This is a genomic window from Paucilactobacillus suebicus DSM 5007 = KCTC 3549 (genome assembly GCF_001434475.1).
GTDB classification, from domain to species: domain Bacteria; phylum Bacillota; class Bacilli; order Lactobacillales; family Lactobacillaceae; genus Paucilactobacillus; species Paucilactobacillus suebicus.
The window spans coordinates 1-18,073 of sequence record NZ_AZGF01000017.1 but is presented as its reverse complement, the minus strand read 5'-3'; the positions used below and the strand labels follow the sequence as shown (position 1 = coordinate 18,073).

Genomic DNA, 18,073 nt, shown 5'->3' with positions numbered 1-18,073 from the left:
GAATAGTTTCGTACATTATTTATATGGGTACGAAACGATTATCTAGTTTCGGTTAAAAAGAACTGGTATGATTAAATCAAATTGATCAAGGAGGGATTGCAGTGAGAAAACACTGGCCGTTATTTTATATTTTTTCAATAGTATTAGCACTATTTTTTATCGAAATTGGCCAAATTGTTTCGAACGTAATTTTTAAGCTAGGACTTTCGAGTACGGGTGGAACTATCAAGGTCTGGAACACAGTCTGTGTTGAAGTCATAGTGTTTGTCATTTGGTGGTTGTTTAATAAGGTCTATTTAAAGGCTAAAATTGGCTGGCGGTCGAGTGGTCGTTCATGGTGTCTATTGTTACCGGTCGTTGTGGTCTTAATTGGTGACTCAACATTAGGAGCTAGCTATAACCTTGCGGGTGGTTTTGTCATTGCTTCAATTTTGTCAGGTTTGGCTGTGGGATTGGCGGAAGAATATCTTTTTCGTGGGATTATGGTTAGCTATTTGTACAGCCATTTTCGTATTGGAGCGGCAACAACAGCGTGTCTGAGTGCTATTGCGTTTGGTTTGATTCATTCAATTAACGGATTGTCTAGTGGTAACTGGAATAACACGATTGCACAAGTAATTATGGCTGTTGGCTTGGGATTTTTCCTGGCTACTGTTTATTTAGTTACAAACAACCTGTGGATTCCAATCGTATTTCACGGTGTCATAGATGCTTTTGATCAAATTGCGTTTGGTACTTTAAGCAACAGTGCTGGTACGAGCATGGTAACAGGCGTTATCTACTTTGTTGTATTTATTATTTTGGGCGGAATCGTCATTTCTCGCGGTTCTGTTAAGTTAGCAAGAGGCAACCAATTTAGTGTCGGGGTCGATAGGAGACCATTAGCGCGGGCGGATTTTTCGGGTCGTGCGGAGTTCGGGATGGGTTCAATGAATACAAATAATAAAATTAGTCCAATAAAAACAATTATTGCAATTATCCTGCCACCGTTAGAGTTAGCGCTCGGGGCTGTTTTAATTAATCCAGGTCAATCTAAGGCTGCAAAGGCAGTTATTGCAGTTGGTATGGCGTTTATTGTTTTCCTAGTAGCAATATTTATGTACAAAGACGTCCTTAAACGCGACTGGGTTGAATATAAGCGTCATTTGATCCGTAATTTCTTTTTGAATATTCTTGGCGTGATTCTGGCTTACGTGATTCTAGCTGTTGTTCGAATAGGTATGAGATCCGTATTAGGAGCTTCCGCAATGCCAAACGACAGTATGACGATGTTGAGCATTCAAACTGCGGCGGTTACTACCTTTGCCAGTTTAACCGTATTGATGGCGCCATTCACTGAAGAAATAATTTTCAGACATGTTTTATTTTGTCAATGGCGTAATCGAAACGGTTTGTTGACTGTGGTCATGTTATTTGTTTCTTCCATTGCTTTCGGGTTAGTACACTGGAATAATTTTAATGGTGATGTAACTCAAATGGTACCGTATATGGTTATTGGCGCATTCTTTGCACTGATTTACTATTTTACAAAAAATATTTGGCAAAATATCATGACCCACTTTTGGTTTGATTTTTTGCAATTCGCCGCATCGTTATTTTTGTTGATTTTTGCGATTATTCAACATTAGAATTTAACTGTTAACTTGATTTGTGGGAATCCTAATAGGATTCCTTTTTTTGTTACCTTATATATATCGGTCGATAAATATAAAGTGAGACGCCTAATACAATTGCTCATTTACTTAAGGTATTTACTATCCATTATTAACAGAGAATGCTATTAAATTAATAATCATAAAATTATAAAATTGCATTACCACATATATTGTTAAGAGGGGTTAACATTGTGCGGTGGCCCGATACAATTGCACTAAGAGTATTTATAATGGAATGCCTTTGTCAGTTGGAAATATTGATAGTTTGAAATATGAAGAAAATGTATCATATGATTAAACTTTATTTGAAAAAAATTATAAAAAAGTCAAGCGTTTGTGTTTACGTATATCACCTTAAACAGTACAATAGTGGTTAAAGGGGGATGGGTACAGTGACAAAAAGAAAATTTACTACAACTTTAGATAGTGAATTAATTAAAGAATTAAAAATTTGTGCAGTTGAAAATGAAACTTCTGTTGCAACATTGATAGAAGAAATGGCCAAAGAATATCTTGCCAAAGCAACTGTTAAATGAAAAAGTGTGCTAGTACAACCCTCATAAAAGATGACTTGTACGAATGATCGAGAACATAATTTAAAAAAATTGAGCGACATAACGAAAATTAACCATTAAAAAACAGTCTATCTTGGGAGACCGTTTGACAAAGAATGAATTTTTAAATAGACGTGAATCTATCAATGGAGGGGAAAATTGATGTCTGATAATCGTTTTAATAATAATCGTAATAAACTAATGCATGATTCTGGCCAACTAAAACAACATTATAAGATGTATAAAGCTGGCAGATCATGGCTATATGCTGGCATTTCACTACTAACGTTCGGGGCTGGAGTGATGTTCAGTAATTTAAATGTTCACGCTGATGATGCTGTTACCACTACCACGGTTGCAGATAGTACTAGTAGTGTGTCTAATATACAAAGCAGTGCAGTTGCACTATCTGCAAGTACTAGCCAAGTGTCATTAAGCAGTAGCGCAGATTTATCTGCCAGCGCCAGTTCAAGTCAAAGTACCACCGAACAGAGTAAAGTTGCTGATGCTGTGAGTGAAGCTTCTTCAAGTGCGGTAACAAGTAGCAGTACAGCTGACGAATCCACGGGATTATCGGCTGCCAGCTCAGCAACATCTGCAACAACTGTAGCGACATCTAGTGCAGCTGTTAGCACAGCTGAAGCAAGTGTTAGCTCTGCCGCACAAGTATCTGATTCGAGTGTTGATTCTTCTGGATCTGCCACGAGTTCGTCTGCATCAGTTCAAGATCAGACTAGTGTAGCGCTAGCACAATTACCAGCCGGAACAACGGTTGAGACGTTGGCTGATGGCACGGTTCAATTTGATTTGCCTGTAACGGCAACACAACAGGATTTAAACAATGCTAAGACATTACTTGCGGGCATGAATATTTCACCGGTTGTTGTTACGGCTAAGGATGCGGCCGGTACGACAGCTTGGCGGACATATTCGAATGCTGATACAAGTGTGTCGACTGTTACACTAGGAAACGCTGTGGCTACACCAATCACAATGGCGGATTTAGCTCTGATGACCGCCGCTGGTACTGGAACCTATACAGATTTGAATGGTAAAAGTGTTACCGATGCAACATCGGCAGATTTACAAGATTATTATAATCAGTTAGTTGATAAGTACGGCAAAACAGGACTTAGACTAAGTATTGCTTTAAATGCCCAAAGCGCTGCAGATTTTGCTGGATTAATGAATTATCTTTCAGAAATTTATTATTACTTCGTTGGTTCAAGTGATAGTTATATTAACCAATTAGTTACGAACCTTGATAATATGACAACATCCGAACAAGCTGATATGACTCAGTTTGCTAGCACGTCTAGTACTGATCTGATGGGGATACTAGAAAAGCCCGATGGCACATTCTCTGATGAATACTTAATGGTTGCTACAGGAAATGGTGCATCAGATGCTGGGTTGGAAGATTCTAAGCTGGAAAAGTATACAATGCCATCAGGAATGGATTCAAGCTTCTGGGCCGGTGTTTACAGTGAGTTTATTAATAACATTGTGGGAACATATATTAGTGAAATCGTTCCAGGAGCTGAATCATACGTTATTAAAAATGTGTTACCGGCGGTCAATACAGTCTCAGATAGTCAAGGAATGGAAGCATCAGGGACCAATTTTGTACTTGCAGCAATCGATGCAAACTCTAATGAATTAGTTCACGAATTGATGACAATTGATGGTGCGTATTCGTTATCCACAATTATTGGTCATATTGGATCAATGTATGATCAAATTGGTTCTGCAGTAAGTTTAGTTATAAATGTACCTGCAACAACTCCACTGGGCGAATATGTTGGTGCAATTGAACCAGGTACGGCAACTGGATGGAACAGTGAAACTTTTTCCGGCAACGCAGTAGCATTTCCAAACTTTTCAATGTTCAACCAATTATACTTAGCATATTCTAAGGCAATCGTGAGTGCTGCTTACGGTTATGCCATGGTCGGCAAGTACAAGGCTATTCAGATCATGTATTCAGAAGATCCAAGTAATCCGGATGCTGTTTGGACCGCACTGGGAATTTCAGATAGCACTACTCCAAGCCAAATAGATGTATCAAAAATTGATTCTTCTATACCTACTGATGACCCACTAATTACGCAAATGTATCAACAAGGTTTCTGGGATGTCTATCACTACATCAAACCATTCTATGATCAAGGAATTGCGGATGCAGCGGATGGTCAAACCATTGAAAATACTGGTGATCAAGCCTACACGGATTCAGTATGGGCCAAAGTTGATGCGGATAGTATCACAGATACAAGTGGCGATAAACTGACCACCACATACACTGGTACCGACACAACTGATGCTAATCCTCATGACGTCGCCAACTATGCCAGCCCTCAGACTCAATCATATTTGGTTAGCTTTTATGCTAATGCAGTTGCGGCTAATACATTGTCATATAGCGAACAACCTGCGATTGAAACAATTGTTAAAGATGCAAGTGGATCAATAATTAAAACTAATTACACTTCACTTGGTAGTGCAATTACCACGGACAGCAATGGCGATTATCTGACAGGCTCATTTGGTGGCACAATTGATACATCTAACTTACCTGCTAGTGTTGATGGATACGAGATCCCATCAGATGTCAGCACCATTACCATTCCAGAAAGTGGTGGTGTCGTCTATGTTCCGTATGCCGTTAACACTGTTCAGGCTGGTCAAGTGACGGTTCAATCAAAAGGTGCACCAGCAGATGCAACGTTTAGTTACACGGTAACGAACACTGAAGGTAGTGTCGTCAATGGTGCTACTGAGGTCAGCTATGGATCTGGCGTTGAAATCAACTTGAATGACGGTGAAACTTTAAATGTGACACCGTCTGACGAAACAGGATATGTGACCAGTGTGACACCACAATCCTCAGTAAGCTTTGATGATACGGTGAATGCGATTAATACGGTCACAGTCGTCTATGGTCAACAAGTAAGCTACACAATTCAACCTACTGATTCAAATGGTAATAATATTGGCACTGCAAGTAATTCAATTACTGGCGTTTCTGGTTCGCTAATTGATACAACTCAGTTACCAACCGTTGCCGGATATACCGCACCAACTTTTAATGACACAGATACTGATACAACCAATAACACACCAACTATTCCAACGAGTGGTGGGGTTATTAAGGTTGCTTACACGGCCAACGAACAATCATTTACTGTATCACAAATGGGCGCTCCATCTGGTAGTACTGCAGGATTTAGTTACACAATCAATGGTGGCTCAGCTCAGACAGGAACTTACGGGACAGCAATCAACGCTCACGTGGGTGATGTAATTGCTATCTTACCAGACACAATTACAAATTATGATGCCAGTCTTAATGCAGACACCATTACACTTACCGCAAATAACACTGGATCGGCCACTGTAACATACAGTCAAAAGAATCAAACATTTACAGTCACGCAGACGGGGACTCCTACTGGTACTACAGGGTTTACTTACACGGTAAATGGTGGAACGCCACAAAATGGTACTTATGGCACAGCAGTATTAGCCCATGCTGGAGATGTGATCGTGGTGACACCGGGCGTAGTTGCAAATTATGTAACGCCGGCAACACAAACTGTTACGTTGAGCGAAGATGCAGCTAGCGCAATTTCGGTAGTTTATATGCAACAAGCTCAAACATTTACGGTCAATGCAACGGGGATTCCTAGTGGAACAACCACTAATTTCACTTACACGATCAACGATGGTGCAGCACAAACGGGTACTTATGGGACGGCCATTAATGCACATGTTGGGGATGTAATCGTGATTACACCAGGTACAATTGCCAACTACAATGTTAACCCAACGACGAACGCGCTTACCCTTACTAATAGCGCGGCTGGAACAGCAACATTTGCCTACACCATTGCAACGCAGACAGTTGCGATGACTCTCAATAAAGCCATCGTTGCAAATTATGATGGTTCAACAACTGCGGCTAAGTTTTTACAAACAGATATTCAAAACTATTCTGATGCAACCAGTAACTCTGCACTTTCCTGGTTAGCTTGGGGTAACACAGGAATCGCCACGTACTTTAATGGTGATGGATCTAGCAACAAAGCTGTGTTTATTGCAGGCTTAGCTGATATGGCATCTGACGCTAATTTCAATAATTACTTCACGGTAACTTCAGATGGTAGCCTGTGCGGTCAGTATTCATATAGTCTAACTAGCGCTGGGATTACTGCACTGAATGCACTACTTGCAAGTACCACTGGCAATAAATATCAAGTTTCGTTTGCTAGCGGAGCTAATACCAGCAGTATCTTCGTCGCTAATGCACTGATCATTCGACAAAATCAACATGTGTACGATGGCACGAGTGCTGATAGTAATGCCAGCCAGACAACGGCAATGATCTATTACTATGATAGTGGCACTAATAGTATTCGGGATTATTCATTAACTGCTGGATGGTTCTTACCAGAAGATTTTGTTAATAACGGCAATGTCGATACATCACAGGTGGGGACTTATGCATTTAGCCTGGCAGATGGTAATAATTCTGCCAAAGAATATTTAACAAATAATGAATTAAATAAATATACGACGAATACGATTAATCCTTTGTCACTGGATTATGCAACGGCTAGTTTTGTGGTTACACCACGAGCTGCAACGGTGACACCGACAATTACGGCAATTAGTAAGGTTGGGGTTCCAACCGTTTCACTCACATTTAACGTACCAAGTGTGACCGGATCTGCCGATATTACCAGCACTTCTTCAATTGCACCTAAATACAAGGATGCTCTAATCAGCGGAACGGATTACACAGTTTTAAGCAGTAACGGCGTAATGACAGTAACGTTAACTGCTGCAGGTTTGCAGAAAATTACCGCAGCAAATCCAAATTATGCGATTACTGGAGTAGCTGGGCAAGCTAATGTATCGACTATTAACTTCCAGTACACTGATTCGACAAATGGTAATGTGGTTTACACCGATACAGTTTATGGATTAAGTAGCGATCAGACAAGTCAGAATTATAGTGTTGATCTGACTAAATGGGATGGCGGTCTTTCATATACGTTGGATCCATCACAGGTAGCTACAATACCATACACGTTTGGTACTAATAAGAACGTCACAATCTCGTTAGATCACTATGTTGCGAACGTAGTGGTTTCAGTTAAAGATACTAATGGGAACTCACTGAAAGGTGATCAAACGGTTACGTTAGATCCGCTTGATGATACTGAAGGAGGAACTGCAGCTAATGTTGCAGTCGATGGATATCCAACTTCACAGGTTAGTTCGATCGTTTTCACATATGCAAGTGGAGATCGTAATTCAAACAATATTAGCGAATTGGTGGCAACTGTTAATAAAACTAATAATACATTAAACGTTGTTTATAATTACCAAGATGGACGTTCCGAATCACAGACAGATGGCGATATGACGGTTGACAGCGGAGAAACAGCTGGTGAAGAGTTGGCATCAATGTTAACAGACAGTTACACACTATTTTCATTTGGAGCTTCTGGAACTTTTGGACAGGATGATGAATCAAACTTCTTAGGAATTGCTACCATCACTGTGACATATTTTGCCCAATTAACAGCAACCGTCAAATTCGTTGATGACGATGAAAAAGATGCAGATGGCAACAGCAAAGATATTACAGGTCAGGATCAGACAATTATTGGATTTGTTGGAGATGCTGGTCAAAATCAAGCGATTAATATTCCAGCCGGTTATGGTCTAGCAAGCACACAACCTGATTTGAATGGTAATGTGACTGTCTCAGGAACCGATGCCTCTTATACAGGTGTTGTTAACGGAGACGATACGGATAATGCAACGATTCATTTAGTTCATTTAACGACACCAGTTGATGCTGGTAGTACTACAGTTGGGACAGATGACTATGCCGCAACCCATTTGGCACTGACAGTTCAGGTGGTTTCTAGTGATCCAACTCATTTGACCATTACTGATGGATCGTTTACTAGAACCTATACTCGAACAGTATATGTAGATGATATTACCGGTGAATATGTCGGTGGATCAGATTGGCAATATGCTGGTGGAGGAGTTTCTCAACCGACAGCAAGTTTGAGCATTGGTTATGGCTATAATATTACGGGTAATATTGGTGATGAAAACACACCAAATATTAAAACTTATACGAATGTTGATGACTTGTTTAAAAACTGGATAAGTACTGATGGGTCATCAGACATCACAGCCTTCTTGGCTAATGTTGCGGATGGCGGTACTGCACAATTAACATATACTGCCAATGTGTCAACGAATGTTAAGAATAATCAAGCACCAAGTGACACAACTGATCCGGAATATGAGAATACGCATAAGACGTATACATTCACTGCGACTGGTCATATCGACAATGCAAGTGGCGCAGTGGTTGCTCAAACAGCAGACAACGCTGTCCAAACATTCAGTTATGAGCGGACGTATGAAGTAGATGCAGCAACTGGTGTAGCGACTGGTAATTATGGCGAATGGACATTAGTTGATAGTACCAATGTACCAACCGACATTATTGCAACTACCAAGGTAGGCTACAAAGTAGCTCCAGAAACTGAAACTGCTACAGAGATTCAAGCAATGTTGGATGATTTCCAGGCGGCAACTGACACAGAAGCTGGAACAAATGGCGTGGACTTTATCTACACATCGAACGTCACTGATAACCAAGCACCAAGTGATTCGGGTACAACCACGGACAGTCAAACGTTGTATAACGAGACGCATAAGACGTTTACATTCACGGCAACTGGCCATATTGGTGATGCCAACGGAGTAGAAGTTACCCAAACAGCAGACAACGCAATCCAAACATTTAATTATGAGCGGACGTATGAAGTTGACGCAACAACAGGTGAAGTAACGGGAAACTATGGAGATTGGACATTAGTCGATAGCACCAATGTACCAACCAACATTATTGCAACCACTAAGACAGGTTACAAAGCAGAACCAGGAACTGAAACCGCGGCGGCAATTCAAGCGATGTTAGACGAATTCGAAGCATTAACTGACACAGAAGCTGGCACTAATGGTGTTGACTTTATCTACACAACGAATGTGTCCAATATTCCGGCACCAAGTGACACAACAGATGCAGAATATGCTAACACGCATAAGACCTACACATTCACAGCAACTGGTCATATCGATAATGCAAGTGGAGAGGCAGTCACCCAAATTGCAGATAACGCCATTCAAACATTCAACTATGAGCGGACGTATGAAGTGGATGCTGAAACTGGTAAAGCGACTGGAAACTACGGTAGCTGGACATTAGCCGATTCAAGCGAGGCGGCAAGCACAATTACACCAACGGCCAAGTTAGGTTATGAGGTCGCACCAACAAGCTATGAAGCTAATGATATTAATGCAGCGTTAACAAACTTTGCAATTGATACGGATACGACATCAGTCAATGACGGTATTGATTTTATCTACACCACTAATGTATCCAATATTCCAGCACCAAGTGACACAACGGATGCAGAATATGAGAATACACATAAGACGTTTACGTTCACGGCAACTGGTCATATTGACAATGTAAGTGGTGAAACGGTTACTCAGACAGCGGACAATGCGATCCAAACATTTAACTATGAACGGATGTATGAAGTGGATGCAGCAACCGGCGAAGCAACTGGCAATTACGGAGCATGGACATTAGTCGATAGCTCAAATGTCCCAACAGATGTCACTGCAATAGCTAAGAACGGTTATAAAGTAGCTCCAGAAACAGAAACTGCTACGGAAATTCAAACGATGTTGAATACATTCAAAACAGCTACCAATGCCGAAGATGAAACCAACGGAGTGGACTTTATTTACACGTCAAATGTCGCTGATAACCAGGCGCCAAGTGACTCAGGGACAACTACCACAAGTCAGACATTGTATAACGAGACGCATAAGACGTACACATTCACAGCAACAGGCCATGTTGACGATGCGAGCGGTGCTGAAGTTACTCAGACAGCAGACAACGCAGTTCAGACATTTAACTATGAACGAACGTATGAAGTTGATGCATCAACCGGTGAAGCAACTGGTAACTACGGCAATTGGACATTAGTCGACCCAAGTGAGACGGCAAGTACAATCACAGCAACACCGAAATTAGGTTATAAAGTGTCACCTGACACTTACGATGCAAGTGGAATTAGTTCGTCACTGACAACTTTCGCTAACAATGCGGATACAACTTCAATTAATGATGGCGTGGACTTCATTTACACCACGAATGTAGCTGATGTAACCACACCGATTAATACTGGTGATCCAATCGACCCATCAGATCCGACAGGACCGAAAAGTGATATAACAATCACAGATGCAGATTTGAACAAGACGGTAACCCGTCAAATCTCAGATCAGTATGTTGGTGGTCCTAAGGATGGAGAATCGGACGACTTACAAACCCAAACTGCGACCTACAGTCGAACGGCAGAATTTGATCAAGGGACGGGTGAATTTATCGGTTACACGGCATGGACAATGCAGACTAATAACTTAACGGAGTTTGATGCACCAAGTGTTGAAAACTACGCGCCAACTCCAACTAGCGTGAATGCTGCTTCAGATGCTGAAATTGCAACTGCGCTATCTGGTGACACTGCCGCGGTCTCTATTCCAACCATTGAAATCACATATGTTTACAGTGGTACAACTACTACTGACCCTGACGGTGGCACAACGGTCACAACGACTGACGATAATGGTAATATTGTTACGATTGATAAGACGTGGTCAGATGGTGACAAGACTCACGTTGATATTGATACCGATACTAATGTGATAACTGTGACTGAGACACCAAACGGTGATAGTCCGCTTGCTCCAGTTACAATTAATGCTGGTGATGTTTCAAAGACTGGTAAAACGACAGTTACCAATAATGAACCCAATGGTGTAACGCTGACACACGATACAACTGATATCGACACGGATGGCAATCCAACCAGTCCTTCAAATACCGGTGAAAGTATCTCATCAGATGGCACAATCAGTTACTTCAAGTCGGCAACTGGTGACGCTGTCAGTGTTGATCCGTCAGATTACTATGTAACAACAACCACGCAGGATCCAAATGGTGGCACTACTGATACTACCGTTGATGGTAATGGCAAAGTAACTGTGGTCAACAAGACGTGGCCAGATGGTGACACAACTCATGTTGAGATTAACAATGAAACCAATGTGATTACCGTTGTTGAAACGCCAAATGATGAAGCCCCACTTGCCCCGGTTACGATTAGTCCTAATGACACAGTCAAGACCGGTAAGACGACAGTTACGGATAATGAACCTGATGGTGTGGTTTTGACACATGATACAACCGGAACCGATACTGATGGCAACCCAACAGGCCCATCAAGTACTGGTGAAAGTATCACATCAAATGGTACAGTCAGCTACTTCAAGTCGGCAACTGGTGATGCAGTCAGTGTCAGTCCAGATGATTACTACCTAACAACAACTACTGATGATCCAAATGGTGGCACCACTACCACAACGGTTAATGGCAATGATGAAGTTACGGAAATTAATAAGATCTGGCCAGATGGAGATACAACTCACGTTGAAATTGACACTAATACTAATGTGATTACCGTTACCGAAACACCTGCGGGTGAAGATCCGCTTACACCAGTGACGATTAATCCAAATGATACGAACACAACAGGTAAAACAACTATTACTAATAACGAGCCTGATGGCGTAATGCTGACACACGATACAACTGGAACAGATACCGACGGCAATCCAACCAGTCCTGCCACTAGTGGTGAGACAGTCACGTCAGATGGCACGATTAGTTACTTCAAGTCGGCTAACGGCGATGCAGTCAGTGTTGATCCAGCATATTATTACACCACCACTACAACAGCTGATCCAAACGGTGGCACCACCATTACTACAATTAATGGTAATGGTGAAGTTACTATGATTGATAAAACTTGGCCAGATGGAGATAAGACTCATGTTGATATTGATACTAGTACCAATGTGATTACCGTCACTGAAACACCAAATGGACAAGATCCGCTCGATCCTGCGACTGTCAATCCAGGCGACACCACACAAATTGGTAAGACAACTGTTACTAACACTGAGCCGAACGGTGTGACGCTAATCCATGATACAACTGGGACAGATACCGATGGCAAACCAGCCAGTCCTTCCGCTAGTGGTGAGACAGTCACGTCAGATGGCACGATTAGTTACTTCAAGTCAGCCACTGGCGATGCGGTAAGCGTTGACCCAGCTGATAATTATGTAACAACAACTACTAATGATCCAAACGGTGGCACGACAACTACAACAGTTAACGGCAATGGTGAAGTCACTAAGATTGATAAAACTTGGCCAGATGGTGACAAGACTCACGTCGAGATAGATACCAACACCAACGTGGTTACGGTTACTGAAACCCCAAATGGTGAAAATCCACTTGCACCAGTAACAATTAAGCCTAACGATACTGCTACGACAGGCAAAACAACTGTTACTAATAATGAACCAGATGGTGTCACGTTAACTCACGACACAACTGGCACAGATACAGACGGTAACCCAACGAGTTCATCAAATAGTGGCGAGATAGTCACGTCAGATGGCACAATTAGTTACTTCAAGTCAGCCAACGGAGATGCAGTGAATGTTGATCCAGATGATTACTATGTAACCACAACCACTGACGATCCTAACGGCGGCACGACCAGTACCACGGTTAATGGTAACGGTGAAGTTACTGAGATTGATAAGACGTGGCCAGATGGTGACAAAACTCATGTAGATATTGACACAAATACCAATGTGATTACTGTGACTGAGACGCCAAATGGCGATGATCCACTCACGCCTGTGATGATTAAACCAGGTGATACAACTCAGACTGGTAAGACAACCGTCACTAATAATGAACCAGACGGTGTTACATTGACTCATGATACAACTGGCACAGATACGAATGGCAATCCAACGAGTTCATCAAGTGTTGAAGAAGGTGTTACGTCAGATGGCACAATTAGCTACTTAAAGTCAGCTAACGGTGATTCAGTCAGTGTTGACCCAGCTGATAGTTATGTAACCACGACTATCGATGATCCGAATGGTGGTACTACTAGTACCACGGTTAACGGAAACGGAGAAGTCACCAAGATTGACAAGATCTGGCCAGATGGTGATAAAACTCACGTTGATATTGATACAAATACCAATGTCGTCACCGTTACTGAAACACCAAGCGGACAGGATCCACTTGCTCCGATCGCAATTAATATTGGGGATGAAACCACTACTGGTAAGACAACCATCACTAATAATGAGCCTAATGGAATTACATTAACTCATGATGGTACAGGTGCTTCGACAGTTGGTGAGACGATTACATCGGATGGTACAGTTAGTTACTTTAAGACGGCAAGCGGTGATCCTGTCAGTGTTGAACCAACGAACTACTACACTTCGACAACGATCGATGATCCAAATGGTGGTTCAACGACCACCACGCTTAATGGTAATGGTGAAGTTACTACGATTGACAAGACGTGGCCAAACGGTGATAAGACACACGTTGAAATCGATGACAGTGGCACGGCAGTGGTGACTGAAACACCAATTGGAAAGGAGCCACTTGATCCGATCACAGTAATTCCTGGTAAGACTGGTAAGACTGGTAAGACTGGTGAGACAACGATCAGTAATAATGAACCAGATGGGATTTCCTTATCGCATGATGATACGGGAACGTTAACGATTGGTGAGACGATCGCGGCGGACGGTACAATTAGTTACTTCAAGTCGGCCAATGGTGAAGCGGTTAGTGTAGAACTCGGTGATTACTATGTTCGTGATAATGGTGATGGTCAACAGACTAAACCAAGCACTTCGACGGGTACTGCCACTGCGACAACTACAACAAGTGGCAGTAACGACGTTCAGGCCTCCGGCGCACAAACCGACGCCAATGGCAACAAAGTTACTGATACTGCCGGCAGAATTGAGACTAATGAATCAGCAACAAATGCAAATAAGTCTGGTAAGGCAAATGGTAAATTACCACAAACTTCTGAGGCACAAAATGAAGTAGATTCATTAGGACTAATAGGATTAGCAATTTCACTAATCGGTCTTGCGGGCACTCGCAAAAAGAAACGTAAGGAAGATCAATAGTGAAAAACATGAAGAGCACATTCAAAAGAATGTGCTCTTTTTATATTAAATTAAAATAAATGTTAAATACGAAAATAGTATATCAATTGATAAAAAAATTTAAAATTCGAGCATTAAATTTGGCGTTTGTGTTTACGTGCGGTAAATTAGCATTTACAATACGTTTAAAAGGAGATGTTCGTTATGTCAAAGAGAAAGTTTACGACCACATTAGATAGTGATTTAATTAAGCAGTTGAAAGTATACGCTGTTGTGCACGATACATCTGTAGCAACGCTGCTGGAAGAAATGGCAACTAAATATTTGGCAGAAACTACGGCGTCTAAATAGTTAGTTGTATAATCCAGGATAATTATGGATTAAAGATATAGATTAACCATCGATAAATAGTATGAAAGAAATAACGGGCATCACTTAGGCAAAATTACTAATTATTCCTAAGTGATGTCCGTTATTTTTATTGAATCTGAGATTGAAATGAAAATGAGGCTGAATTTATGCTTGAAAAAGCAGTTAATATACATTTTTGATGAATAAAATAAATGAATCTTTTTATAATAAGCAAAAAGATACTTACAAATTATAAGTAAAATATAGAAAATAGTTATCACACCCGACATACGTAAACCCTGGTACGACAGCACTTATACACCATTATAAGCAATATAATGTTTCGGTAAATATTTTATAATTAACACTATTCATAATCAACTGATAAATAAATTCGCTTTCATTTTTAATGCATAAAAAATTCCCAAAATTTAAATAATTTGGTCTAAAATTTTGGGATTTGATGAAAATTATTTCGAGTTAATATTTTTTCATTATAAATGCCATGGTAAACTGCTGTGCGAATCAACCTGGAATCAGTGTGTGCAGATTTGAAACCTGCATTTTTTTGAACCGGATCAAAAAACTCAAATTTCAGAAACTAATTTCAAAATTCACGTAATTGTCGGGCCGAGTTACGTGCAAGATTGGGAGAAGTTGATTTAAACAGCGGATACATATTTAAGTATAACCGTGGTAAATGATGGGAAGTTTGTAATTTGGCTTAAAATCTTGAAGAATTGAGGGGATATTGCATGAAGTTTGGCAAACAAAGACAAGAATTAATCAAAAGCAATAGCAAAGAACATTATAAGATGTATAAAGCCGGACGTCGTTGGTTCTTTGCAGGGATTGCCACGTTTAGTGGGTTATTAGGTGGTGCTGCCGCCAGCTCACAAGCTAATGCGAAAGCAGATTCAACAGTCCAAACTGTTACACAAACAACGAACAAAGGGGATGTACTGGCGACTAAGGATTCGGCGACGATTCCGTCCGGGTCGACCAGCACATCTACATCAACGAGTACAAATAGTACTTCAACAAGTACGAGTACTTCTTCTTCGACGACAACAAGTACTAGCACGTCGCAAACCAGTACAAGTACATCAACAAGTAATAATAGTACTTCTTCAAGTCTGTCTACTAGCATTTCAACTAGTCTATCAACTAGTGAAACTTCCACAAAGACAGACACGACATCAGCAGCCTCAGATACGACAACTCAGGCTACAAATAGCGAAGCTGGAACGATCAGTTCGATCAGTACTGATACCGCTACAGCCGGAACTGCAACAACTAACGTTGCAACAGCAATTGGATTAACAGATGCAACCGCCACGCTTGATGGTAGCGGTAATTTGACGATCACTGTGGGCAATGGAGTCACATTGACTCAGGCTGAATATGCTGCAATTGCAGATTATATTAACTCCAACAATGTCTTGGCATTAACAATTAGTTCTGACATTGCTACTTTGAAGTATAGTCATGGGACAACAGAAGTTACTGCAAATAATGATGACGACTCAGATGCTGCCATTACAGCTGGTAAAGAACTTGCTGATGCAATTTATGATGCAACAGGTGCAGCTCAGGCCGTTACAATTAGCGCATCAAGCAGTTATGCTGGTGAATATGCAACTCCTTCTGCAAGCCCGATCTATTTTGTTGGAATTCCCGTTACCACAGGATTTATCACTCAACCACAAAGCCAAAATGTGGTTTCTGGTAACACCGTTACGATTTCTTGAACGGTTAGCACCGGTATTTTACAGTATTTAAAAGAAGCTTCCTACAATACTAATTCGTTCTTCTTCACATTTGGAGCAGCCGGTAGTATTTCTGCAACTTATACACTGTATCTAAATGGTGTAGCAGTCGCTTACAATACAACTGGTTCATTTACCTTTAAAGCAGGCAATGCTGGAACTAATTACTATCAAATTGGTGTCACTTTTGCGGTTAACAACAGTTGGTTTGGACCATTCACTGATGGCATTCTAAACGCAATTTTTGGTACTGATTCTTACTATTCTAACGTAGCCACAGTGGTTACTAGTCCAGTTAACCGCCCGGCAACTTCCATTGAAGTTAGCGCCGGCGGATACCTGATGGCCGGAGCAACCGTCACAGTTAATGGCAGTTCGACTATCTATAATCAGTCTGAACAAGCAACTGCAACGTTGAACCACGGCGCAACTGCTAAAGTTACTTGGTCTTCAAGCAATCCATCAGTTGCGACAGTTGATCCTACTACCGGTGTTATAACTGCTGTTAGAGCAAGCTCAACGCCAGTAATTATTACTGCAACCGCCACAAATGCTGACGGTAGCACTGTTTCTGATTCAGTATTTGTCACAGTAAGTACTGGGGTTAACGATGAGACGGTTACAGCTGGTAATAGCGCAACATTTACTTTAGCAAATGCTGTTACAAGTTCTCTCAATGGTGCGAAAGTTTCATATCAGTGGTACAAGATTGTAAATGGTATAAGTATTCCGGTTGGCTACAATAGTTCATCATATACTACGCCTTCCACAAGACTGAGCGATGATGGCACTAAGTATTATGTTGTTGTTACAATTAGCTCACGTGGGTATACTTACACACTTCAAACAGCTCCAGCTATACTTCATGTGACTCAAAAGGCTGTTGGTAGCGTTTCAATTACTGGTGGCGAAGATACGGTTGAAGCTGGTGATTACACTGCTTCAACGTATGCAAGTAGCCGTATTACAAACCTGATTGGTACTATCAGTGTTGATGGTAATGTGCTTTCTGGCAACATTAGCTTCCTAAGCAAGTATTTAACTGCTGATTTGAGTAACGTCAATTTCAATGTCCCTGGTTACTATAATGTTAATGTTACCTTCACTGAAGATAATGTAACTGTCACATTTAGAGCCGAGATCCATGTTGTTGCTAATTCATCAATGATCAATTCAACCAGCCGTTCAATTTCTGGCTCAAGGAGTACATCATTAAGCAAGATTACTTCGACTTCATATAGTAAATCAGTATCTGGTTCACGTTCGAAGTCGTTAAGTAAGTCAATCAGCGGTTCAAAATCAACATCTTACAGTAAATCAGTATCTGGTTCGAGATCGAGATCATTAAGTAAGTCAATCAGTGGCTCTAAGTCAACGTCATTGAGTAAGTCAATCTCAGGCTCTAAGTCGACATCATTAAGTAAATCGATCAGTGCTTCGAAATCAACATCATTGAGCAAGTCAGTATCAGGCTCGAAATCAACGTCATTGAGTAAATCGATTTCAGGTTCGAAGTCAACATCGTTGAGTAAGTCAATCAGTGGTTCGAAGTCAACGTCATTGA

At 41.1% G+C, this 18,073-nt stretch carries 6 protein-coding genes; all 6 read left to right on the top strand.

The features are described 5' to 3' along the window. Positions 1 to 101: 101 nt before the first annotated feature. A complete protein-coding gene (locus FD16_RS12570; RefSeq protein WP_010622574.1) occupies positions 102 to 1,628 on the top strand; it encodes a CPBP family intramembrane glutamic endopeptidase in 1,527 nt (508 codons plus the stop codon). A 419-nt stretch (positions 1,629 to 2,047) separates the two neighbouring features. After that, positions 2,048 to 2,191: a hypothetical protein gene (locus tag FD16_RS12905; RefSeq protein ID WP_010622575.1), complete on the top strand. Its 144-nt coding sequence runs from the start codon at positions 2,048 to 2,050 to the stop codon at positions 2,189 to 2,191. 180 nt (positions 2,192 to 2,371) lie between these two features. After that, positions 2,372 to 14,410, top strand: a complete 12,039-nt coding sequence (locus FD16_RS07700) for a mucin-binding protein (protein ID WP_010622576.1) — start codon at positions 2,372 to 2,374, stop codon at positions 14,408 to 14,410. 183 nt (positions 14,411 to 14,593) lie between these two features. Further along, positions 14,594 to 14,740 (top strand): hypothetical protein, encoded by a 147-nt coding sequence (locus FD16_RS13035; protein ID WP_010622577.1) that lies wholly within the window; start codon positions 14,594 to 14,596, stop codon positions 14,738 to 14,740. 755 nt (positions 14,741 to 15,495) lie between these two features. Next, the gene (locus tag FD16_RS07695) at positions 15,496 to 16,491 is read left to right on the top strand and encodes a KxYKxGKxW signal peptide domain-containing protein (RefSeq protein ID WP_010622578.1); all 996 of its coding nucleotides are present in this window, start codon (positions 15,496 to 15,498) and stop codon (positions 16,489 to 16,491) included. Positions 16,492 to 16,788: 297 nt separating this feature from the next. Continuing rightward, positions 16,789 to 18,073: Ig-like domain-containing protein (locus FD16_RS07690; protein ID WP_156403246.1), on the top strand; the 1,285-nt coding region annotated here is incomplete at its 3' end.